Origin of the sequence: Pseudomonas sp. R3-18-08, assembly GCF_003852065.1 — a bacterium.
Lineage (GTDB): Bacteria > Pseudomonadota > Gammaproteobacteria > Pseudomonadales > Pseudomonadaceae > Aquipseudomonas.
Genome location: NZ_CP027729.1, coordinates 5,632,810 through 5,653,384 on the forward strand (window position 1 = coordinate 5,632,810; position 20,575 = coordinate 5,653,384).

Here is a 20,575-nt window from a genome sequence, read left to right on the forward strand (position 1 = left end):
CTTCTAGGCGGCAGAGTAAAAAAACCGGTGCCGACCAACAACGTCGGCGCCGGGAGAGGGATTCAGGTTAAGGCAGCGCAGCCACGACGGACAGCTCTACCAGAATGTTCGGCTCACACAGTTTGGCTTCAACCGTAGCGCGAGCGGGCGCGGCGCCTTTGGGCAGCCACGTGTCCCACACCGCGTTCATACCGGCGAAGTCGGCATCGATGTCCTTCAAATAGATAGTCACCGACAGCAACCGGGTCTTGTCGGTGCCGGCCAGGTCCAGCAGACGCTCGATGTTGGCCAGGGTTTCACGGGTCTGCTGCTCGATGCCGGCATTCATGTCGTCGCCGACCTGGCCTGCCAGGTACACGGTGCCGCTGTGAACAACGATCTGGCTCATGCGCTCATTGGTGAGCTGGCGCTGGATTGACATGTCGTGCGGACTCCTGGTGGTTGCCGTAACGGGAAATAGCGAGGCCTTCGGCGCTGATCTGCGGGGTTTTCTTCGCCATCAGGTCAGCCAGCAAACGACCGGAGCCGCATGCCATGGTCCAGCCGAGGGTGCCGTGGCCGGTATTCAGGAACAGGTTCTTGAATGGGGTGCCGCCAACAATCGGTGTGCCATCGGGTGTGGTCGGGCGCAGGCCGGTCCAGAAACTGGCTTGGGCCAAATCGCCGCCCTGAGGATAAAGGTCGTTGACGATCATCTCCAGGGTTTCACGCCGGCGCGGGTTGAGCGACAGGTCAAAACCGGCTATCTCAGCCATGCCGCCGACGCGAATGCGGTTGTCGAAACGGGTGATCGCGACTTTGTAGGTTTCGTCGAGGATCGTCGAGGTAGGCGCCATTGCCGGGTTGGTGATCGGCACGGTCAGCGAATAGCCCTTGAGAGGATACACGGGCGCCTTGATCCCCAGCGGCTTGAGCAGCTTGGGCGAATAACTGCCGAGGGCCAGCACGTATCGGTCGGCGGTTTCCAACTTGCCGTCGATCCACACGCCATTGATGCGGTCGCCTGCATGATCGAGGCGCTGGATGTCCTGTTCGAAACGAAACTCAACGCCCAACTGCTCGCACATCTGCGCCAGGCGCGTGGTGAACATCTGGCAGTCGCCGGTCTGGTCGTTGGGCAGGCGCAGGGCGCCGGCGAGAATATCGGTGACGCTGGCCAAGGCTGGCTCGACCCGGGCGATGCCGGCACGGTCAAGCAACTCGAAGGGCACGCCGGACTCCTGCAACACGGCGATGTCCTTGGCCGCACCATCGAGCTGGGCCTGGGTGCGGAATACTTGGGTCGTCCCCAGGCTGCGCCCTTCGTAGGCAATCCCGGTTTCAGCGCGCAATTCGTCAAGGCAATCGCGGCTGTACTCAGAGAGGCGGACCATGCGCTCCTTGTTCACCGCATACCGGCTGGCGGTGCAGTTGCGCAGCATCTGTGCCATCCACAGGTATTGGTCGATATCGGCGGTGGCCTTGATTGCCAGCGGCGCATGGCGCTGCAGCAGCCACTTGATCGCCTTGAGCGGCACGCCCGGCGCGGCCCATGGCGACGCGTAGCCTGGGGATACCTGGCCGGCGTTGGCGAAACTGGTTTCCATGGCGGCAGCGGGTTGGCGGTCGACCACGACGACTTCAAAGCCGGCCCGCGCCAAATAATAGGCACTGGTCACCCCAATGACGCCGCTACCCAAGACCAGAACGCGCATTTTTATTTCCTCACCACGGGCTGAGCCGCTGACGTGTGTTATTCGAGCAATGATGGACGCAGTGTAAAAAACAATCGCCAGTGCATTTCACTATATAAATGCCTATATTTGGCGACAATTCTCGGCACAAACCGTTTTAACAGAGGCGTATCCCCTATGCGTACCAACACCCAGACCAAACGGGAGCTGGACAAGATCGACCGCAATATCCTGCGCATCCTGCAAACCGATGGGCGCATTTCGTTCACGGAACTGGGCGAGAAGGTTGGGCTGTCGACGACGCCGTGCACCGAGCGGGTACGCCGGCTGGAGCGCGAGGGGATCATCATGGGCTACAACGCGCGGCTCAATCCGCAGCATTTGAAGGGGAGTTTGCTGGTATTTGTCGAAATCAGCCTGGATTACAAGTCTGGCGATACGTTCGAAGAGTTCCGACGCGCCGTGCTCAAACTGCCCCATGTGCTGGAGTGTCACCTGGTGTCCGGGGACTTCGACTACCTGGTGAAAGCGCGGATTTCCGAAATGGCTTCGTACCGCAAATTACTCGGCGATATCCTGCTCAAGTTGCCCCATGTGCGCGAATCCAAGAGCTATATCGTGATGGAAGAAGTGAAAGAAAGCCTGAACCTGCCGATTCCGGATTAACCTGACATAACTCAATCAATGTGGGAGGGGGCTTGCTCCCGATAGCGGTGGTTCAGCCAGCCTGTGTGTGCCTGGTGTACCGCAATCGGGGGCAAGCCCCCTCCCACATGGTTAGACCAGTACTTGCCGGGTGCTCGCCATGTACTCATGGATCTGCTTTTCCACCCGTGGATGAATCAGCTCCACCGGTCGCCGACCGTTGGGGCATGGCAGGGTCTTGGTGGTGCCAAACAGCCTGCAGATCAACGGGCGCTCGTCGTAAACCGTGCAGCCGTTCGGCCCCAGGTGCACGCAGTTCAGCTCATCCATTGCAGCGTCCTGCTCGGCGGCTGTCTTGCGTGGCAGGCGCGACATTTCCTCGGGCGACGTGGTGACCGGCCCACAGCAGTCGTGGCAGCCAGGGACACACTCGAACGAAGGAATCTGTCGGCGCAAGGCGCTGACTTTCTGACTGTTGCAACTCATCGACACCCACACCCCACCGCGAACAGGCCTGGATTCTGCCGTAAAACCGCCCGCGCAGACAGCTCTGTCGGACCGTTGTATCCTGCGTCAAATTTTCCAAACAGGGAGGCCCCCATGACCGCCAGCGCCCGGCACACCGCGTCCTACTACGCCGCCAGCAGCGTGCCGCACCCCGATTACCCGGCGTTGACGGGCGAGGTGCGCGCCGATGTCTGCGTGATTGGCGGGGGGTATTCCGGGCTCAATACCGCCCTGGAACTGGCCGAGCGCGGCTTCAGCGTGGTGCTGCTGGAAGCGCGCAAGATCGGCTGGGGCGCCAGCGGGCGCAACGGCGGGCAACTGATTCGCGGCGTCGGCCATGGCCTTGACCAGTTCGCCAATGTGATCGGCACCGACGGCGTGCGCCAGATGAAACTGATGGGCCTGGAAGCGGTGGAGATCGTGCGCGAGCGTGTCGAACGCTTCCAGATCCCCTGCGACCTGACCTGGGGCTACTGCGACCTGGCCAACAAACCCCGCGACCTGCTGGGCCTCGCCGAAGACGCCGAAGAGCTGCGCAGCCTGGGTTATCGCCATCCAGTGCGCCTGCTGCAAGCCAGCGAAATGGCCAGCGTGATCGGCTCCGACCGCTATGTGGGCGGAATGATCGACATGGGCTCTGGGCATTTGCATCCACTGAACCTCGCCTTGGGTGAAGCCGGCGCGGCGCAGCAGCTGGGCGTGCAGTTATTCGAGCAGTCGCAAGTGACGCGCATCGACTACGGCTCGCAGGTCAAGGTGCACACCGCCCAGGGCCAGGTACAGGCCAACACTCTGGTGCTGGCCTGTAACGCCTACCTCAACGACCTCAACCCACACTTGAGCGGCAAAATATTGCCCGCAGGCAGCTACATCATCGCCACCGAGCCCTTGAGTGAAGCGCAAGCCGCCCGCCTGTTGCCGCAGAACATGGCGGTGTGTGACCAGCGGGTAACGGTGGATTATTTCCGCCTGTCCGCCGACCGCCGCCTGTTGTTCGGCGGCGCCTGCCACTATTCCGGGCGCGACCCGAAAGACATAGGCGCCTACATGCGGCCAAAGATGCTGCAGGTATTCCCGGAATTGGCCGATGTGAAGATCGACTACCAATGGGGCGGCATGATCGGCATCGGCGCCAACCGGTTGCCGCAGATCGGACGCCTGGCGGATCAACCCAATGTGTATTACGCCCAGGCCTATGCCGGCCATGGCCTCAACGCTACGCACCTGGCGGGCAGGTTGCTGGCCGAAGCCATCAGCGGCCAGCAGCAAGGGCGCTTCGACCTGTTCGCCCAGGTGCCGCACATGACTTTCCCTGGCGGCAAATACTTGCGCTCGCCGCTGCTGGCCCTGGGGATGCTCTGGCACCGCCTCAAGGAACTGGCCTGATCAATCGCGCCAGAACGGTTTCAAGCCTTCATGGCGCGCCTGTTCTGCCGTCAGGCCCACGTCGCGCAACTGCTCGCGGGTCAGCGTCAGCAACGCCTGGCGGGTATGACGGCGGCGCCAGAACAGGCTCCAGCGATTGTCGGCAGGCATAGACAACGTCCGCTCCTGCGCTGCTTCCAGTTCCTGGCCATGTAATGCCAGCCGTACATCGCTCATGCCGTTCATGTTCCCGTCCCTCGTTAGCTTGCTGCCTTGAGTGACTAGAATGAGCGCACGGGCAAAACCAATACAGATTCAACCTACCTTTATTAAATCCATACAGATGCTGCTATGAACGGCTGAATCCTGTATTTTCCGTCTATCTGTATTGGTCTGCTGGGAGTGGCCGCCGTGACCCTGTACGTCAACCTCGCTGAATTGCTGGGCACCCGCATCGAACAAGGCTTCTACCGCCCCGGCGACCGACTGCCCTCCGTGCGGGCCTTGAGCGTGGAGCATGGGGTCAGCCTGAGCACCGTGCAGCAAGCCTATCGATTGCTGGAGGACAATGGCCTGGCGATGCCCAAGCCCAAGTCCGGCTATTTTGTACCGGTGGGCCGTGAACTGCCGGCGCTGCCCGAGGTGGGTCGCCCTGCCCAGCGGCCGGTGGAAATTTCCCAGTGGGACCAAGTGCTGGAGCTAATCCGTGCCGTGCCGCGCAAGGACGTCATACAGTTGGGCCGTGGCATGCCGGATGTATTGTCGCCGACCATCAAGCCATTGCTTCGCAGCCTGGCCCGCGTCAGTCGTCGCCAGGATCTGCCGGGGCTGTATTACGACAACATCCTGGGCTGTATGGAATTGCGCGAGCAGATTGCGCGACTGTCATTGGATTCCGGTTGCCAACTGACTGCCGAAGACATCGTCATCACCACGGGCTGCCACGAGGCCCTTTCCACCAGCATCCGCGCCATTTGTGCGCCCGGCGATATCGTTGCGGTGGATTCACCGAGTTTTCACGGCGCCATGCAGACCCTCAAGGGCCTGGGCATGAAAGCCTTGGAAATCCCCACCGACCCGATCACCGGCATCAGCCTTGAAGCCCTGGAACTGGCGCTGGAACAGTGGCCGATCAAAATCATCCAGCTCACCCCCAACTGCAACAACCCCTTGGGCTACATCATGCCGGAGGCGCGCAAGCGCGCACTGCTGACCCTGGCCCAGCGCTTTGACGTGGCGATCATCGAAGACGATGTGTATGGCGAACTGGCCTACAGCTACCCGCGCCCGCGCACGATCAAATCCTTCGACGAGGACGGCCGGGTGCTGCTGTGCAGCTCGTTTTCCAAAACCCTGGCGCCTGGGCTGCGCATTGGCTGGGTCGCGCCGGGGCGTTACCTGGAACGGGTGCTGCACATGAAATACATCAGCACGGGCTCTACCGCCACGCAGCCGCAGATTGCGATAGCCGAATTTCTCAAAGGCGGGCATTTTGAGCCTCATCTGCGCAGGATGCGCACGCAGTACCAGCGCAATCGCGACCTGATGCTCGACTGGGTCAGCCGCTACTTCCCCGTCGGCACGCGCGCCAGCCGGCCTCAGGGTAGTTTCATGCTGTGGATAGAATTGCCGGAGGGCTTCGATACCCTGAAGCTCAACCGCGTGCTGATGGAACAGGGCGTACAGGTGGCGGTAGGCAGCATTTTTTCGGCATCCGGCAAGTACCGTAATTGCCTGCGCATGAACTACGCTGCCAAACCGACCCCACAGATTGAAGAGGCCGTGCGCAAGGTCGGCGCCGCTGCGCGCACCCTGCTGGCCGAATCGGCGGACTGACCTTTTCCGAGCAATTGCCGTCATATGCCGACAACCGCCCTGACCTGGATGGCGCTTCCTTGATGACTCAACGGCTTTTATCGCTTTTCCTGTTGGGAGCGCTGGCACTGGGTGGCTGCGCGACGGCCCCCACACCGCGGGTGCCCAGTGATGCCCTGCCCGCGGCACAGTCTTCCTTCGGCCGCTCGATCCAGGCCCAGGCGGCGCCGTATCAGGGCCGTTCGGGCTTTCGTTTGCTGCCCAACAGCAGCGAAGCCTTCATGGCCCGCGCCGAGTTGATCCGCAACGCCCAGACCAGCCTCGACCTGCAGTACTACATCGTGCACGACGGCATCAGCACGCGCATGCTGGTGGATGAACTGCTCAAGGCTGCCGACCGCGGCGTGCGTGTGCGCATCCTGCTGGACGACACCACCAGCGATGGGCTCGACCAGATCATCGCGACCCTTGCCGCCCATCCCAGGATCGAAATTCGCCTGTTTAACCCGCTGCATCTGGGCCGCAGCACGGGCGTGACGCGCGCCATGGGGCGCCTGTTCAACCTGTCGCTGCAACACCGGCGCATGCATAACAAACTCTGGCTGGCAGACAACAGCGTCGCGATCGTGGGCGGGCGCAACCTGGGGGATGAATATTTCGACGCCGAACCCAACCTGAATTTCACCGATATCGACATGCTCAGCGTCGGGCCGGTGGCTGAGCAACTGGGCCACAGTTTCGATCAGTACTGGAACAGCGCGCTGAGCAAACCTATCGATGAGTTTGTCGCAACCATGCCGTCCAAGGTCGACCTGGCTGTTGCGCGCGGACGCCTGGAGGCGTCACTGGCCCAATCGCGCCAACAGAACCACGCCTTGTATAACCGCCTGCGCACCTACCAGACCCAGCCGCGCATGGACATCTGGCGTCGCGAGTTGATCTGGGCCTGGAACCAGGCGCTGTGGGATGCGCCGAGCAAGGTGCTGGCCAAGGCCGACCCGGACCCGCAATTGCTGCTCACCACGCAACTGGCGCCGCAGTTGGCAGGCGTCAGCCGTGAGCTGATCATGATTTCGGCGTACTTCGTTCCGGGCCCGCCTGGGCTGGTGTACCTGACCGGCCGCGCCGACGCCGGCGTGTCGGTGAGCCTGCTGACCAATTCCCTCGAAGCCACTGATGTACCGGCCGTGCACGGCGGCTACGCACCCTATCGCAAGGCGCTGCTGGAGCATGGCGTGAAACTCTATGAGCTGCGTCGACAACCGGGCGACCCCAGCGCAAGCAGCGGTCCGCACCTGTTTCGACGAGGCAGCTTGCGCGGTTCCGACTCAAGCCTGCACAGCAAGGCGATGATTTTCGATCGGGAAAAGTCGTTTATCGGCTCGTTCAATTTCGACCCACGCTCAGTGCTATGGAACACCGAAGTCGGCGTGCTGGTGGACAGCCCGGAGCTGGCGGAGCATGTGCGTAACCTGGCGCTGCAAGGTATGGCGCCGGCGTTGAGCTACGAGGCGAAGCTGCGGGACGGGCAGATCGTGTGGGTGACCGAAGATAACGGCCAGCTGCACACCCTGACCCACGAGCCGGGCAGTTGGTGGCGCCGGTTCAATGCCTGGTTCGCCACCAGCGTCGGCCTGGAGCGCATGCTCTAAAACGTGTGGGAGGGGGCTTGCTCCCGATTGCGGTGTGTCAGTCACCAGATGCAGCGACTGACACTAAGCTATCGGGAGCAAGCCCCCTCCCACATTTGTTAGAGCTTGATCCAAGTCGCCTTCAGCTCGGTGTATTTGTCGAACGCATGCAGCGATTTATCGCGACCGTTACCCGACTGCTTGAAGCCACCGAACGGTGCGGTCATGTCGCCGCCATCGTATTGGTTGACCCACACGCTGCCCGCACGCAGGGCCTTGGCGGTCAGGTGGGCCTTGGAGATATCCGCCGTCCACACCGCTGCGGCCAGGCCATATTGGGTGTCGTTGGCGATGGCGATGGCTTCTTCGGCGCTGTCGAACGTGATCACCGACAGGACCGGGCCGAAGATCTCTTCCTGGGCAATCTTCATGGCGTTGGTCACGCCGTCGAAAATGGTCGGCTCGACGTAAGTGCCACCGGTTTCTTCCAGGGTGCGCTTGCCACCGGCGACCAGCTTGGCGCCATCGGCATGCCCCGATTCGATGTACGACAGCACGTTGTTCATCTGCTGGGTGTCCACCAGCGCGCCCACGTTGGTGGCAGGGTCCAGTGGGTTACCTGGCTTCCAGCCCTTGAGCGCCTCGATCACCAGCGGCAGGAAAGTGTCCTTGATCGAACGTTCCACCAGCAGGCGCGAACCGGCGGTGCAGACTTCGCCCTGGTTGAAGGCGATGGCACTGGCGGCGGACTCGGCGGCGGTTTGCAGGTTCGGCGCATCGGCAAACACAATGTTGGGGCTCTTGCCGCCGGCTTCCAGCCACACGCGCTTCATGTTCGATTCGCCGGAACGGATCAACAGCTGCTTGGCGATTTTGGTGGAACCGGTAAACACCAGGGTATCCACGTCCATATGCACCGCCAGCGCGTTACCCACGGTGTGGCCGTAACCTGGCAGCACGTTGAACACGCCTTTTGGAATGCCGGCTTCAACGGCCAGGGCAGCGATGCGGATGGCGGTCAGCGGAGACTTTTCGGACGGCTTGAGGATGACCGAGTTACCGGTCGACAGCGCCGGGCCGAGTTTCCAGCAGGCCATCATCAGCGGGAAGTTCCACGGCACGATCGCACCGACCACGCCCACGGGCTCTCGGGTCACCAGACCCAGTTGGTCATGGGGAGTGGCCGCCACTTCATCGTAGATCTTGTCGATGGCCTCGCCGCTCCAGCTCAGCGCCTGCGCCGCACCGGGTACGTCAATGTTCAGGGAGTCGCTGATCGGCTTGCCCATGTCCAGGGTTTCAAGCAGGGCCAGCTCTTCGGCATTGGCCTTGAGCAGCGCGGCGAAACGGATCATGACGGACTTGCGCTTGGCCGGGGCCAGGCGCGACCAGACACCGGAATTGAAGGTGGCGCGGGCATTTTCCACGGCGCGCTGGGCGTCGGCGGCGTCACAGCTGGCTACGGTGGCGAGCAGACGGCCATCGACCGGGCTGATGCACTCGAAGGTATCACCGGACGCGGCGGCGGTGTATTCGCCATTGATGTAGGCGCGGCCTTCGATCTTCAGGTCCTTGGCGCGTTGTTCCCAGTCGGCACGGGTCAGGGTGGTCATGCAAGTGTCCTCCTCTTATTTGGATACAAGGGCCTGGGAGATTTGATCCCGGCGCCTCCACGAAATCTTGCCTGGCCAGCCTGCTGTTCGGCTCAAGGCACTTGCCACCCTAAACCAGCGACTGGGGATGTTTCAATATATTTGACATAACGGCGGCAAACGCCCTTGCGATGTTCATTTTAATAAACATAGACTTTGAGCTTTCCAACCGCAGGCCTGACGGGATAAGCCCATGAGCATCCAGGATATCGTTGATTTCAGCCAAGCCAACACCGCCCCCGAACGCTATCGCCCTGCCCCCGAAAAAATCCTCAAGGGCGATCCCGAACAGACGATCTACAACCACTACAACAGCCCATGTGGACAAATGAACGCGGGTGTCTGGGAGGGGGAAATCGGGCAGTGGAAGGTCAATTACACCGAACATGAATACTGCGAGATCGTGCAGGGGGTGTCTGTGCTGCGCGATGCCGAGGGAAATGCCAAAACCTTGCGCGCCGGCGACCGCTTCGTGATCCCGGCCGGCTTCAGCGGCACCTGGGAAGTACTGCAAGCGTGCCGCAAGATCTATGTGGTGTTCGAACAGAAAGCCTGATCAGTGAACAGCGGGACGCGGAGCGCCCGGGGCGGCGTTACCACGCTGAGCGTGGGAACGATCATCACAGGCAAAAAAAAGCCCGTATCGTGAGATACGGGCTTTTTTTCACAAGGAAGGAAATCAATTACTTGATTTTGCCTTCTTTGTAGATCACGTGCTTGCGAACGCGCGGGTCGAACATTTTCTTTTCGAGCTTGTCCGGGGTAGTACGCTTGTTCTTGTCGGTAGTGTAGAAGTGACCAGTACCGGCGCTAGAGATCATTCGAATCAATTCACGCATGATAGAGCTCCTTAGATCTTGCCGGCGGCGCGGATTTCGGCCAGCACGACAGTGATGCCACGCTTGTCGATGATACGCATGCCTTTGGCAGATACACGCAGGCGAACAAAACGTTTCTCTTCTTCAACCCAGAAGCGGTGATGCTGCAGGTTCGGCAGGAAACGACGACGGGTTTTGTTATTTGCGTGGGAAATGTTATTCCCAGTCACCGGACCCTTACCGGTAACTTGACAGACTCTCGACATGCCTCAGCCCTCTAAAACCACATGCCCAACCCGGCATGGGTTGGCCGCTTAATCTCTCAGTCATTTGGCGCCAGGCGCCGCGTTTCTTTAGGGTCTTACCGGCTACACCTACAAGCGAAGGAACCGGGCCCCTAGAAAAGAGCGCTGCTTTATACCAGAAAGACCCAGATGCAACAACAGCGAGTGTGTTTTTACCTGGGTAAATCTCGGCTATTGGCGCCTGAACCGTTGCCAGGAGGGGCCGCTACAACAGCCGACCGCTCGTCGCACAGAATGATTTTCAGCGCCCGCAAGTACTCGGACCTGCAAGGTGAAACGCGCTGAGGCGCCATCAAAACAGCATTTGAGCCAAAAGCACAGGCAAAAATAGGCTAGTCATTTAACCAACAGGCCACTACGGTAGGCCTTTTCCAGACTGCACTTGCAGATGGGCCTTCGATTTGCACAGGAAACCCAATATGCGCCTCGCTGCCCTACCGCTATTGCTAGCCCCCCTCTTGATCGCGCCGACGATGGCCGTTGCCGCCACCAATCTGAGCGTTTGCACCGAGGCCAGCCCCGAAGGATTCGATGTGGTGCAGTACAACTCATTGACCACCACCAACGCCTCGGCGGACGTGCTGATGAACCGTCTGGTGGACTACGACGCAACCGGCGCAAAACTGGTGCCGAGCCTGGCGGACAGTTGGGACGTCTCGCCAGACGGCCTGACGTACACCTTCAAGCTGCACCCGAACGTGAAATTCCATCGCACCGAGTATTTCACCCCGAGCCGTACCCTGACCGCCGAAGATGTGCGCTTCAGCTTCGAACGCATGCTCGACCCAGCCAACCCGTGGCACAAGATCGCCCAGAGCGGCTTTCCTCACGCGCAATCCCTGCAATTGCCCACGCTGATCAAGAAGATCGACGCCCTCGACCCGCTGACCGTGCGCTTCACCCTCGATCACGCCGATTCCACGTTTCTTGCCGCATTGAGCATGGGCTTTGCCTCGATCTACCCGGCCGAATATGCCGACAAACTGCTCAAGGCCGGCACCCCGGAAAAACTCAACAGCCAGCCCATTGGCACCGGGCCCTTCGTTTTTGTGCGATTCCAGAAGGATGCGGTGGTGCGCTACAAGGCCAACCCGGACTACTTCGCCGGCAAACCGACGGTGGACAACCTGATCTTCGCGATCACGCCGGATGCCAATGTGCGCCTGCAGAAACTGCGTCGCGATGAATGCCAGATCGCCCTGTCGCCCAAACCCCTGGATGTGGGCGAGGCCGAAAAAGACCCAGCCCTGAAGGTGGAAAAAACCGCAGCCTTCATGACCGCGTTCGTCGCCATCAACAGCCAGCATCCGCCGCTGGACAAGCCCGAAGTACGCCAGGCGATCAACCTGGCCTTCGACAAAGGCAGCTACCTCAAGGCCGTATTCGAAGGCACCGCCGAAGCGGCCAACGGTGTTTACCCACCCAATACCTGGAGCTACGCCAAAGAGCTGTCGGGTTATCCACAGGACCTGGCCAAAGCCAAGGCACTGCTCAACCGCGCCGGCCTCAAGGATGGCTTCAAGACCACTATCTGGACCCGCCCGACCGGCAGCCTGTTGAACCCCAACCCAAATCTTGGCGCTCAACTGTTGCAGGCCGACCTGGCCAAGGTCGGCATCCAGGCCGACATCCGTGTGATCGAATGGGGCGAGTTGATTCGCCGCGCCAAAGCCGGCGAGCATGACCTGCTCTTCATGGGCTGGGCCGGTGACAATGGCGACCCGGATAACTTCCTCACCCCGCAATTTTCCTGCGCGGCAGTCAAGTCCGGCACCAACTTCGCCCGCTACTGCGACCCTGCGCTGGACAAGCTGATCAGCGCCGGCAAGACCACCAGCGAACAAGGCGTGCGCAGCAAGCTCTACCAGCAGGCCCAGGCACAGATCCAGCAGCAGGCGCTGTGGTTGCCCTTGGCGCACCCCATGGCGTTTGCCCTGACACGCAAAAATGTCGACGGCTACCAGGTGAGCCCGTTTGGTCGCCAGGATTATTCCAAAGTCAGCGTCAAGCCTTAAGCTGCAAGCTGCAAGCCCACTTGTGGCTTGCAGCTTCAAACTTGCAGCTGCGCATCTACATCCATCCATATTCCGCCATCGACAATGGATCACCATCACCCACGATGATGTGATCCAGCACCCGCACGTCCACCATTTCCAAGGCTTTCTGGAGAACTTTGGTCAACTTTCGATCAGCGGCGCTTGGATCCGCGCTTCCCGAAGGATGGTTGTGGCACAGGATCAATGCCGCCGCGTTGTACGCCAGCGCGCGCTTGACCACTTGCCGGGGATAGACCACAGCGGTATCGATAGTGCCGTGGGACAGCGCTTCGAAACCCAGCACCCGATGCTTGGAGTCGAGAAACAGGCAGCCAAACACCTCGTGAGTCTCATGGCGCAGCAGCGCCTTGAGGTATTCGCGCACGGCCAGCGGGCTCTCCAGCACCGAATCGTTGCGCAGGCGCTCGGCCATATGGCGCCGGGACATTTCCAGCACCGCCTGCAACTGGGCAAACTTCGCCGGCCCCAGGCCCAACTGCTGACTGAACAGCGCCTGGCTGGCTTCCAGCAGCGGGCGCAGGCCGCCGAATTGCGCCAATAAATGGCGCGCCAGGTCCACCGCACTCCTGCCGGACACTCCGGTGCGCAGGAAGATCGCCAGCAATTCGGCATCGGACAGACTGGCCGCGCCCCACTCCAAAAGCTTCTCTCGCGGCCGCTCGGCAGCAGGCCAATCGCGAATACTCATCCCACCTCATCTCCATGATGTACGCCGCATGCGCCGCTGTTGCCAGACGGACGCTGTGTTATCGTAGGCCCTCTTTTTTGCATGCGATTTCACCTGGGGAGGGGTCATCGCAGGCGTCACTGAACTGGCTTCACTGAACTGGAAAGGCAAACCAATGCAGCGTCTGTATCGGAAACGCATCGTTCTCGGCGTCGGCGGCGGCATTGCCGCCTACAAGAGCGCAGAGCTGGTTCGCAGGCTCCTGGACCAAGGCGCCGAAGTGCGCGTGGTCATGACCCGTGGTGGCAGTGAGTTCATCACCCCGCTGACCATGCAGGCCTTGTCCGGCCACCCGGTTCACCTGGACCTGCTGGACCCGGCGGCCGAAGCCGCCATGGGCCATATCGAACTGGCCAAATGGGCCGACCTGGTCCTGATCGCCCCGGCCACCGCCGACCTGATCGCGCGCCTGGCCCAGGGCATTGCCGATGACCTGCTGACCACCCTGGTACTGGCCACCGACGCCACCGTCGCCATCGCCCCGGCGATGAACCAGGCCATGTGGCGCGACCCGGCCACCCAGGCCAACACCCAGCTTTTGCAAAGCCGTGGCCTCAAGGTCTTCGGCCCGGCGTCCGGCAGCCAGGCCTGCGGCGACGTCGGCATGGGCCGCATGCTCGAAGCCACCGACCTGGCGCTGTGCGCTGCCGAGTGCTTCCAGCACCTGGCCCTGACCGGCAAACACGTACTGATCACCGCTGGCCCGACCCAGGAAAACATCGACCCGGTGCGCTACATCACCAACCATAGCTCAGGAAAAATGGGCTTTGCCCTGGCTGAAGCCGCGGTTGAGGCAGGCGCACGTGTCACCCTGATCACCGGCCCGGTACATTTGCCGACGCCTGATCGGGTGACGCGAATCGACGTAGTCAGCGCCCGGGACATGCTGGCGGCCTGTGAGGCTGCCATTCCGTGCGACCTGTTCATCGCCTCGGCAGCGGTTGCAGACTACCGACCGGAAGTCGTTGCGCCGCAAAAGCTCAAGAAAGACCCTACAAGCGGTGATGGCCTACTCCTGCAAATGGTGCGCAACCCGGACATCCTGGCCACCATCGCCACCCGTCCGGATCGTCCGTTCAGCGTCGGTTTCGCCGCCGAGACCGAACATTTGCTGGACTACGCCGCACGCAAATTGAAAGACAAAAACCTTGATCTGATCGTTGCCAATGATGTCGCCAACCCGAGCATCGGCTTCAACAGCGAGGAAAATGCCATCAGCGTGATCGACCGCGAGTTGCACGCCACCGTTTTCGCCCAGACCAGCAAGGGCAAGATTGCCCGCCAACTGATCTCTTTTATCGCCCAACGGCTGAACCAGGTTTAATGTCCATGCACGCTTTGCAAGCCAAGATCCTCGACCCCCGCATCGGTAGCGAATTTCCACTGCCGGCCTACGCTACCCCAGGCTCCGCTGGCCTGGACCTGCGCGCCATGCTCAAGCAAGACACTGTGCTCGAGCCGGGCCAGACCCTTCTGATCCCCACCGGCCTGTCGATCTACGTCGGCGACCCGGGCCTGGCAGCCCTGATCCTGCCGCGCTCCGGCCTGGGCCACAAACACGGCATCGTGCTGGGCAATCTGGTGGGCCTGATCGACTCCGACTACCAGGGCGAGTTGATGGTGTCGTGCTGGAACCGCGGCCAGACCGCGTTCAACATTGCTGTCGGCGAGCGTATTGCCCAACTGGTGCTGGTGCCGGTGGTACAGGCACATTTCGAACTGGTGCAGGAATTCGACGAAACCCAGCGTGGCGCCGGCGGTTTCGGGCATTCCGGCAGCCACTGACTAAGCTGAACCTGGCCGGATGCGATTGTCCGGCCAGACGCCACCGTCCGGCTTTTCAGGATGACGAATGCGCACACGGCATCAGCGATTTTTCTATAATAAAATCAAAGAATTACGTACAAACAAGCACACCACCGAAGCGCCGATGGCACTTTTACACCACGAACTCTCTGCCGAAAACGCCGTCATACCCTTCAGTTTGAGCCTGCCGGCCAGCCACACCAGGCCAGCCTTGCCCCCTTTCAGATGGAGTTCTTCCCGCGATGAGTACCGCAGCCCGTGTAGCCCCGACTTTTCCCGACAGCATCTTTCGTGCCTATGACATTCGCGGCGTGGTGCCCAAAACCCTGACCGCCGAAACCGCCTACTGGATCGGCCGCGCCATCGGCGCGCAGAGCCTGGCCCAGGGCGAACCGAATGTTTCGGTGGGCCGTGACGGCCGCCTGTCCGGCCCGGAGCTGGTGGAGCAACTGATCCAGGGCCTGGCAGACAGCGGTTGCCATGTCAGCGACGTCGGGCTGGTGCCCACGCCTGCGCTGTACTACGCCGCCAACGTGCTGGCCGGTAAATCCGGCGTCATGCTTACCGGCAGCCACAACCCGTCGGACTACAACGGTTTCAAGATCGTCATCGCCGGCGACACCCTCGCCAACGAACAGATCCAGGCCCTGCACACGCGCCTGAAAACCAACGACCTGACCAGCGGCACCGGCAGCATCACCAAGGTCGATATCCTGCAGCGCTACTCCGACGAAATCACCCGCGACGTCAAGCTCGACCGCCGCCTGAAAGTGGTGGTGGACTGCGGCAACGGCGCGGCTGGCGTGATCGCACCGCAATTGCTCGAAGCCCTGAACTGTGAAGTGATCCCGCTGTTCTGCGACGTCGACGGCAACTTCCCCAACCATCACCCGGACCCAGGCAAGCCTGAAAACCTGGTGGACCTGATCGCCAAGGTCAAGGAAGTGGGCGCCGACGTGGGCCTGGCCTTCGACGGCGACGGCGACCGTGTAGGGGTGGTGACCGAAACCGGCGAGATCGTGTACCCGGACCGCCTGTTGATGCTGTTTGCCCGTGACGTGGTGGCGCGCAATGCCAACGCCGAAATCATCTTCGACGTTAAGTGCACCCGCCGCCTCACGCCGCTGATCAAGGAATACGGCGGTCGCCCGCTGATGTGGAAGACCGGACATTCGTTGATCAAAAAGAAAATGAAGGAAACCGGCGCCTTGCTGGCCGGCGAAATGAGCGGTCACGTGTTCTTCAAGGAGCGCTGGTTCGGTTTCGACGACGGCATTTACAGCGCTGCGCGCCTGCTGGAGATCCTCAGCAAGGAAAAATCCACGGCGCAAGAGCTGTTTCAGACTTTCCCCAACGATATTTCTACGCCAGAGATCAATATCCATGTGACCGAGGAGAGCAAATTCAGCATCATTGACGCACTGCACGATGCGCAATGGGGTGAAGGCGCCAACCTGACCACCATTGATGGTGTGCGAGTCGATTACGCCAAAGGCTGGGGCCTGGTTCGCGCGTCCAACACCACACCGGTGCTGGTGCTGCGCTTCGAGGCGGATACCGAGGCTGAGTTGCAGCGCATCAAGGACGTCTTCCACGTCCAGTTGAAACGTGTTGCCCCTGATCTCCAATTACCGTTCTGATTTTTTACCGGAGCCCTGAATGACCCTCGAACGCGAAGCCGCTGCCAACACCGCCAAGGTCCTGTCCGAAGCGTTGCCTTACATTCGACGCTACGTCGGCAAGACGCTGGTGATCAAGTACGGCGGCAATGCCATGGAAAGCGACGAGCTGAAAACCGGCTTTGCCCGCGACATCGTGATGATGAAAGCCGTGGGGATCAACCCGGTTGTCGTCCACGGTGGCGGGCCGCAAATCGGCGATCTGCTCAAGCGCTTGTCGATCGAGAGTCACTTCATCGATGGCATGCGCGTCACTGACGCGCAGACCATGGACGTGGTGGAGATGGTGCTCGGTGGCCAGGTCAACAAAGACATCGTCAACCTGATCAACCGCCACGGCGGCAGCGCCATCGGCCTGACCGGCAAGGATGCGGAACTGATCCGCGCGAAAAAACTGACCGTGACCCGTCAGACGCCGGAGATGACCCAGCCGGAAATCATCGACATCGGCCAGGTGGGCGAAGTGATCGGCATCAACACCGATCTGCTCAACCTGCTGGTCAAGGGTGACTTCATCCCGGTGATCGCGCCCATCGGCGTTGGCGTCAACGGTGAGTCCTACAACATCAACGCCGACTTGGTGGCCGGCAAAGTGGCTGAGGCGCTGAAGGCTGAAAAGCTGATGCTGCTGACCAACATTGCCGGCCTGATGGACAAGCAAGGCAAGGTGTTGACCGGCCTGACTACGCAACAAGTCGACGAACTGATCGCCGACGGCACCATCTACGGCGGCATGCTGCCGAAGATCCGTTGCGCGCTGGAAGCTGTACAGGGCGGCGTTGGCAGCTCGCTGATCCTCGACGGCCGGGTGCCGAATGCAATCCTGCTGGAAATCTTCACCGATACCGGTGTGGGCACGTTGATCAGCAATCGCAAGCGTTCTTAAAGACTAAAAAGCCCCACCCTCCTGTAGGAGCGAGCTTGCTCGCGAAGAACGTTAACGAGGACGTTTATTCTGGATAAACGCGGCGCCTTCAAGTTTTTCGCGAGCAAGCTCGCTCCTACAGGAGGGTAGGGCATTTTATTGTGCAGCGATTATCAGACGCCAAACTGCTCGCGATACGCTCGCACCGCCGGCAAGTGCTGCTTAAGCTGCGGATCATCTTCCAGGAACTGCAACACCTGGTTCAACGACACGATACTCACCACCGGAATGCCGAAATCACGCTCCACTTCCTGGATCGCCGACAACTCGCCGTTGCCACGCTCCTGGCGGTTCAGTGCGATCAGCACACCCGCCGCCTTGGCGCCGTCCTGGGAAGCGATGATCTGCATCACTTCACGGATAGCCGTACCGGCCGTGATCACGTCATCGATGATCAATACATCGCCGGTCAGCGGCGCACCCACCAGGCTGCCGCCTTCGCCGTGGGCCTTGGCTTCCTTGCGGTTGAAGCACCACGGCAGGTCCTGCCCATGATGTTCCGCCAGCGCCACCGCAGTAGCCGCAGCCAGGGGAATGCCCTTGTAGGCCGGGCCAAACAGTACGTCGAAGGAAATACCGCTTTCAACAATGGCCGCCGCGTAGAAACGCCCCAGTTGAGCCAGGGCCGAACCCGAGTTGAACAGGCCAGCATTGAAGAAATACGGACTGGTGCGCCCGGACTTGAGGGTGAACTCACCGAAGCGCAAAACCCCGCGATCGATGGCAAAACGAATGAAATCGCGTTGATACGCCTGCATGAAAAAAGCCTCAGATACCACGGATTTAGCTAATTAGGTAGACGGCGTGTATCATACACGCACGCGATTTTTGGGGCCATTTATGCGGATCATCAGTGTGAACGTTAATGGTATTCAGGCTGCAGTCGAGCGTGGTTTGCTCAGTTGGCTGCAAGCACAGAATGCCGACGTCATCTGCCTGCAGGACACCCGCGCCTCCGCCTTTGAACTGGACGACCCAGCCTTCCAACTGGATGGCTACTTCCTTTATGCCTGCGATGCCGAAGTGCCCACCCAAGGTGGCGTGGCTTTGTACTCGCGGTTGCAACCCAAGGCGGTCATCAGCGGCCTCGGCTTCGAGACAGCCGACCGCTACGGGCGCTACCTGCAAGCCGATTTCGACAAGGTCAGCATCGCGACCTTGCTGCTTCCTTCGGGGCAGAACGGCGATGAAGACTTGAATCAGAAATTCAAGCTAATGGACGACTTCGCCCGTTATCTGGATAAACAGCGACGCAAACGTCGCGAGTACATTTATTGTGGCTCGCTGTACGTGGCGCAACAGAAGCTGGATATCAAGAACTGGCGCGACAGCCAGCAATCCCCTGGCTTCCTGGCGCCGGAACGGGCCTGGATGGACGAGATTGTCGGCAACATGGGCTATGTCGACGCCCTGCGCGAAGTCAGCCGCGAAGGCGACCAGTACAGCTGGTGGCCGGATAACGAACAGGCCGAAATGCTCAACCTGGGTTGGCGTTTCGACTACCAGCTGCTGACCCCAGGTCTGCGCCGGTTCGTACGCAGTGCCCGCTTGCCGCGCCAGCCGCGCTTCTCGCAGCACGCACCACTGATCGTGGACTACGACTGGACCTTGACCATCTGAGGTGTTTTTCCAGGCATAAAAAAACCGACAGCGATGTCGGTTTTTTTGTGGATGGCTATTATTTGACCAGACGCCAGGTCAGAGGATAGCGATAGGCGATCCCCTTGTTGGCCTTGATACTGCCGATGATGGTCAGCACCACCGTGGCAATCCCCAGGGCAATCATCAGGAAGAAACCAATCACTGCGAAGGCCAGCACGATGCAAGCGATCCAGGCGATGGCGACGGTGATCTGGAAATTCAGGGCTTCCTTGCCCTGATCATCAATAAACGCATCCTGTTCCTTCTTCATCTGCCACAGGATCAGTGGCCCCACAACGCTGCCGAAGGGGAACACGAACCCCAGAAACGCCGCGAGATGGCACAACATCGCGCCCTGCCGCACTTCGTAGGAAGGCGCAGGCACCGGCATTTGGCTGTTGTCATTCATGGCGTTTCTCCTTGAGACCGGCTCAGTCAGCCAGTGCGGCTTTCTGCAGTTCGAAAATTTCGTTCATGCCTTTCTGCGCCAGGGCCAGCATGGCGTTCAGTTCAGCTGGCTGGAATGGTGCGCCTTCGGCGGTGCCCTGCACTTCGATGAAACCACCGGTGCTGGTCATGACCACGTTCAGGTCGGTCTCGGCGGCCGAGTCTTCCAGGTAGTCCAGGTCCAACACCGGCTCGCCCTGGTACATGCCCACCGAGACGGCGGCGATCATTTGCTTGAGCGGGTCGCCGCCTTTGAGGCCGCCACGCTTCTTGATCACTTTCAGTGCGTCAACCAGGGCCACCATGGCGCCGGTGATCGAGGCGGTGCGGGTGCCGCCATCGGCCTGGATCACGTCGCAATCGACGTACAGGGTCACGTCGCCCAGCTTGGTCATGTCCAAGGCCGCGCGCAGGGAGCGGCCGATCAGGCGCTGGATTTCCAGGGTACGCCCGCCCTGCTTGCCACGGCTGGCCTCACGCTGGTTACGTTCGCCGGTGGCGCGCGGCAGCATGCCGTATTCAGCGGTCAACCAACCCTGGCCCTGGCCTTTGAGGAAGCGCGGCACGCCGTTCTCGACGCTGACGGTGCAGATGACCTTGGTATCGCCAAACTCGACCAGTACGGATCCCTCGGCGTGTTTGGTGTAGTTGCGGGTGATGCGGATCGAGCGGAGCTGATCGGCAGCGCGACCACTTGGACGTTTCATAGGGAATACCTGTACTGAGGACGAAAAACTGCCGAGCATTATAGAGCCGCCAGTCGATTCGGGGCACTTCTTAAAATCCGGTTACGAATGCGCATGTTTGGGCGCCTCCTGCGCACTGCGCTACAATCCTGCGCCTCTCGACTGCAGGAGCGACTTTGCTCGCGAAAAACATTAA

21 protein-coding genes and 1 pseudogene are annotated in these 20,575 nt (G+C 60.7%); 11 read left to right on the forward strand and 11 right to left on the reverse strand.

What is annotated here, in order from left to right; genetic code table 11:
• Positions 1 to 67 precede the first annotated feature (67 nt).
• Both C4J92_RS25995 and dadA read right to left on the reverse strand, forming a co-directional pair.
• Entirely contained in the window at positions 68 to 421 is a 354-nt protein-coding gene (locus C4J92_RS25995; protein WP_124364960.1) for a RidA family protein, read from the reverse strand.
• A complete protein-coding gene (gene dadA, locus C4J92_RS26000; protein ID WP_124368810.1) occupies positions 393 to 1,694 on the reverse strand; it encodes a D-amino acid dehydrogenase in 1,302 nt (433 codons plus the stop codon). The genes C4J92_RS25995 and dadA overlap by 29 nt, the downstream gene beginning before the upstream one ends.
• A gap of 156 nt (positions 1,695 to 1,850) precedes the next feature.
• Between dadA and C4J92_RS26005 the strand changes: the two genes are divergently transcribed.
• Positions 1,851 to 2,339, forward strand: coding sequence for an Lrp/AsnC ligand binding domain-containing protein (locus C4J92_RS26005; RefSeq protein ID WP_003176896.1), 489 nt, complete (start codon positions 1,851 to 1,853; stop codon positions 2,337 to 2,339).
• Positions 2,340 to 2,450: 111 nt separating this feature from the next.
• On the opposite strand, the gene C4J92_RS26010 is transcribed toward C4J92_RS26005, so the two are convergent.
• Complete coding sequence (locus C4J92_RS26010; RefSeq protein ID WP_124405656.1) at positions 2,451 to 2,804, reverse strand: YkgJ family cysteine cluster protein; 354 nt, start codon at positions 2,802 to 2,804, stop codon at positions 2,451 to 2,453.
• 114 nt (positions 2,805 to 2,918) lie between these two features.
• On the opposite strand from C4J92_RS26010, the gene C4J92_RS26015 reads away from it, so the two are divergent.
• Positions 2,919 to 4,211: an FAD-binding oxidoreductase gene (locus C4J92_RS26015; RefSeq protein ID WP_124405657.1), complete on the forward strand. Its 1,293-nt coding sequence runs from the start codon at positions 2,919 to 2,921 to the stop codon at positions 4,209 to 4,211.
• Here the strand turns inward: C4J92_RS26015 and C4J92_RS26020 are convergent, their stop codons facing one another.
• Positions 4,212 to 4,436 carry a DUF1127 domain-containing protein gene (locus C4J92_RS26020; protein WP_124405658.1) on the reverse strand — a complete coding sequence of 75 codons (225 nt, stop codon included), beginning with the start codon at positions 4,434 to 4,436 and terminating at the stop codon, positions 4,212 to 4,214.
• Between the two features lie 165 nt (positions 4,437 to 4,601).
• On the opposite strand from C4J92_RS26020, the gene C4J92_RS26025 reads away from it, so the two are divergent.
• Positions 4,602 to 6,026, forward strand: a complete 1,425-nt coding sequence (locus C4J92_RS26025; RefSeq protein WP_124405659.1) for a PLP-dependent aminotransferase family protein — start codon at positions 4,602 to 4,604, stop codon at positions 6,024 to 6,026.
• A gap of 62 nt (positions 6,027 to 6,088) precedes the next feature.
• Positions 6,089 to 7,657, forward strand: coding sequence for a phospholipase D family protein (locus C4J92_RS26030; RefSeq protein WP_124405660.1), 1,569 nt, complete (start codon positions 6,089 to 6,091; stop codon positions 7,655 to 7,657).
• Positions 7,658 to 7,755: 98 nt separating this feature from the next.
• On the opposite strand, the gene C4J92_RS26040 is transcribed toward C4J92_RS26030, so the two are convergent.
• Positions 7,756 to 9,249: an aldehyde dehydrogenase gene (locus C4J92_RS26040; protein WP_124364967.1), complete on the reverse strand. Its 1,494-nt coding sequence runs from the start codon at positions 9,247 to 9,249 to the stop codon at positions 7,756 to 7,758.
• Positions 9,250 to 9,481: 232 nt separating this feature from the next.
• On the opposite strand from C4J92_RS26040, the gene C4J92_RS26045 reads away from it, so the two are divergent.
• Complete coding sequence (locus tag C4J92_RS26045; RefSeq protein ID WP_124405661.1) at positions 9,482 to 9,844, forward strand: cupin domain-containing protein; 363 nt, start codon at positions 9,482 to 9,484, stop codon at positions 9,842 to 9,844.
• 127 nt (positions 9,845 to 9,971) lie between these two features.
• Here the strand turns inward: C4J92_RS26045 and rpmG are convergent, their stop codons facing one another.
• Together rpmG and rpmB are read right to left on the reverse strand one after the other, a co-directional pair.
• A complete protein-coding gene (gene rpmG, locus C4J92_RS26050) occupies positions 9,972 to 10,127 on the reverse strand; it encodes a 50S ribosomal protein L33 (RefSeq protein ID WP_003176906.1) in 156 nt (51 codons plus the stop codon).
• A gap of 11 nt (positions 10,128 to 10,138) precedes the next feature.
• Positions 10,139 to 10,372 (reverse strand): 50S ribosomal protein L28, encoded by a 234-nt coding sequence (gene rpmB / locus C4J92_RS26055; protein WP_003176907.1) that lies wholly within the window; start codon positions 10,370 to 10,372, stop codon positions 10,139 to 10,141.
• A 458-nt stretch (positions 10,373 to 10,830) separates the two neighbouring features.
• On the opposite strand from rpmB, the gene C4J92_RS26060 reads away from it, so the two are divergent.
• On the forward strand, positions 10,831 to 12,426 hold the full coding sequence (locus C4J92_RS26060; protein ID WP_124405662.1) for an ABC transporter substrate-binding protein: 1,596 nt from the start codon (positions 10,831 to 10,833) through the stop codon (positions 12,424 to 12,426).
• Positions 12,427 to 12,481: 55 nt separating this feature from the next.
• Here C4J92_RS26060 and radC read toward each other — a convergent pair whose 3' ends face one another.
• Positions 12,482 to 13,156 (reverse strand): DNA repair protein RadC, encoded by a 675-nt coding sequence (gene radC, locus C4J92_RS26065; protein ID WP_124405663.1) that lies wholly within the window; start codon positions 13,154 to 13,156, stop codon positions 12,482 to 12,484.
• A 154-nt stretch (positions 13,157 to 13,310) separates the two neighbouring features.
• Between radC and coaBC the strand changes: the two genes are divergently transcribed.
• From coaBC to argB, 4 genes and pseudogenes are all read left to right on the forward strand, one after another.
• Entirely contained in the window at positions 13,311 to 14,519 is a 1,209-nt protein-coding gene (gene coaBC / locus C4J92_RS26070) for a bifunctional phosphopantothenoylcysteine decarboxylase/phosphopantothenate--cysteine ligase CoaBC (protein ID WP_048723622.1), read from the forward strand.
• Between the two features lie 5 nt (positions 14,520 to 14,524).
• Entirely contained in the window at positions 14,525 to 14,980 is a 456-nt protein-coding gene (dut, locus tag C4J92_RS26075) for a dUTP diphosphatase (protein ID WP_124368818.1), read from the forward strand.
• 257 nt (positions 14,981 to 15,237) lie between these two features.
• Positions 15,238 to 16,641: pseudogene (locus tag C4J92_RS26085) on the forward strand (phosphomannomutase/phosphoglucomutase); the annotation flags it as partial.
• 19 nt (positions 16,642 to 16,660) lie between these two features.
• Positions 16,661 to 17,566, forward strand: a complete 906-nt coding sequence (gene argB, locus C4J92_RS26090; protein WP_124372285.1) for an acetylglutamate kinase — start codon at positions 16,661 to 16,663, stop codon at positions 17,564 to 17,566.
• A 152-nt stretch (positions 17,567 to 17,718) separates the two neighbouring features.
• Here the strand turns inward: argB and pyrE are convergent, their stop codons facing one another.
• Positions 17,719 to 18,363, reverse strand: coding sequence for an orotate phosphoribosyltransferase (pyrE, locus tag C4J92_RS26095; RefSeq protein WP_003195489.1), 645 nt, complete (start codon positions 18,361 to 18,363; stop codon positions 17,719 to 17,721).
• Between the two features lie 82 nt (positions 18,364 to 18,445).
• Here pyrE and C4J92_RS26100 point away from each other — a divergent pair, with 82 nt between their 5' ends.
• Complete coding sequence (locus tag C4J92_RS26100; protein WP_003195493.1) at positions 18,446 to 19,225, forward strand: exodeoxyribonuclease III; 780 nt, start codon at positions 18,446 to 18,448, stop codon at positions 19,223 to 19,225.
• Positions 19,226 to 19,283: 58 nt separating this feature from the next.
• On the opposite strand, the gene C4J92_RS26105 is transcribed toward C4J92_RS26100, so the two are convergent.
• Positions 19,284 to 19,655, reverse strand: coding sequence for a DUF4870 domain-containing protein (locus C4J92_RS26105; RefSeq protein WP_124405664.1), 372 nt, complete (start codon positions 19,653 to 19,655; stop codon positions 19,284 to 19,286).
• A gap of 22 nt (positions 19,656 to 19,677) precedes the next feature.
• On the reverse strand, positions 19,678 to 20,400 hold the full coding sequence (rph, locus tag C4J92_RS26110; RefSeq protein ID WP_124405665.1) for a ribonuclease PH: 723 nt from the start codon (positions 20,398 to 20,400) through the stop codon (positions 19,678 to 19,680).
• Between the last annotated feature and the right edge of the window lie 175 nt (positions 20,401 to 20,575).

Bases quoted from the DNA above. Each gene is read 5' to 3' on its own strand.
- C4J92_RS25995 (WP_124364960.1), bottom strand. From the start codon at position 421: ATGTCAATCCAGCGCCAGCTCACCAATGAGCGCATGAGCCAGATCGTT.
- dadA (WP_124368810.1), bottom strand. From the start codon at position 1,694: ATGCGCGTTCTGGTCTTGGGTAGCGGCGTCATTGGGGTGACCAGTGCC.
- C4J92_RS26005 (WP_003176896.1), top strand. From the start codon at position 1,851: ATGCGTACCAACACCCAGACCAAACGGGAGCTGGACAAGATCGACCGC.
- C4J92_RS26010 (WP_124405656.1), bottom strand. From the start codon at position 2,804: ATGAGTTGCAACAGTCAGAAAGTCAGCGCCTTGCGCCGACAGATTCCT.
- C4J92_RS26015 (WP_124405657.1), top strand. From the start codon at position 2,919: ATGACCGCCAGCGCCCGGCACACCGCGTCCTACTACGCCGCCAGCAGC.
- C4J92_RS26020 (WP_124405658.1), bottom strand. From the start codon at position 4,436: ATGAACGGCATGAGCGATGTACGGCTGGCATTACATGGCCAGGAACTG.
- C4J92_RS26030 (WP_124405660.1), top strand. From the start codon at position 6,089: ATGACTCAACGGCTTTTATCGCTTTTCCTGTTGGGAGCGCTGGCACTG.
- C4J92_RS26040 (WP_124364967.1), bottom strand. From the start codon at position 9,249: ATGACCACCCTGACCCGTGCCGACTGGGAACAACGCGCCAAGGACCTG.
- C4J92_RS26045 (WP_124405661.1), top strand. From the start codon at position 9,482: ATGAGCATCCAGGATATCGTTGATTTCAGCCAAGCCAACACCGCCCCC.
- rpmG (WP_003176906.1), bottom strand. From the start codon at position 10,127: ATGCGTGAATTGATTCGAATGATCTCTAGCGCCGGTACTGGTCACTTC.
- rpmB (WP_003176907.1), bottom strand. From the start codon at position 10,372: ATGTCGAGAGTCTGTCAAGTTACCGGTAAGGGTCCGGTGACTGGGAAT.
- C4J92_RS26060 (WP_124405662.1), top strand. From the start codon at position 10,831: ATGCGCCTCGCTGCCCTACCGCTATTGCTAGCCCCCCTCTTGATCGCG.
- radC (WP_124405663.1), bottom strand. From the start codon at position 13,156: ATGAGTATTCGCGATTGGCCTGCTGCCGAGCGGCCGCGAGAGAAGCTT.
- coaBC (WP_048723622.1), top strand. From the start codon at position 13,311: ATGCAGCGTCTGTATCGGAAACGCATCGTTCTCGGCGTCGGCGGCGGC.
- dut (WP_124368818.1), top strand. From the start codon at position 14,525: ATGCACGCTTTGCAAGCCAAGATCCTCGACCCCCGCATCGGTAGCGAA.
- argB (WP_124372285.1), top strand. From the start codon at position 16,661: ATGACCCTCGAACGCGAAGCCGCTGCCAACACCGCCAAGGTCCTGTCC.
- pyrE (WP_003195489.1), bottom strand. From the start codon at position 18,363: ATGCAGGCGTATCAACGCGATTTCATTCGTTTTGCCATCGATCGCGGG.
- C4J92_RS26100 (WP_003195493.1), top strand. From the start codon at position 18,446: ATGCGGATCATCAGTGTGAACGTTAATGGTATTCAGGCTGCAGTCGAG.
- C4J92_RS26105 (WP_124405664.1), bottom strand. From the start codon at position 19,655: ATGAATGACAACAGCCAAATGCCGGTGCCTGCGCCTTCCTACGAAGTG.
- rph (WP_124405665.1), bottom strand. From the start codon at position 20,400: ATGAAACGTCCAAGTGGTCGCGCTGCCGATCAGCTCCGCTCGATCCGC.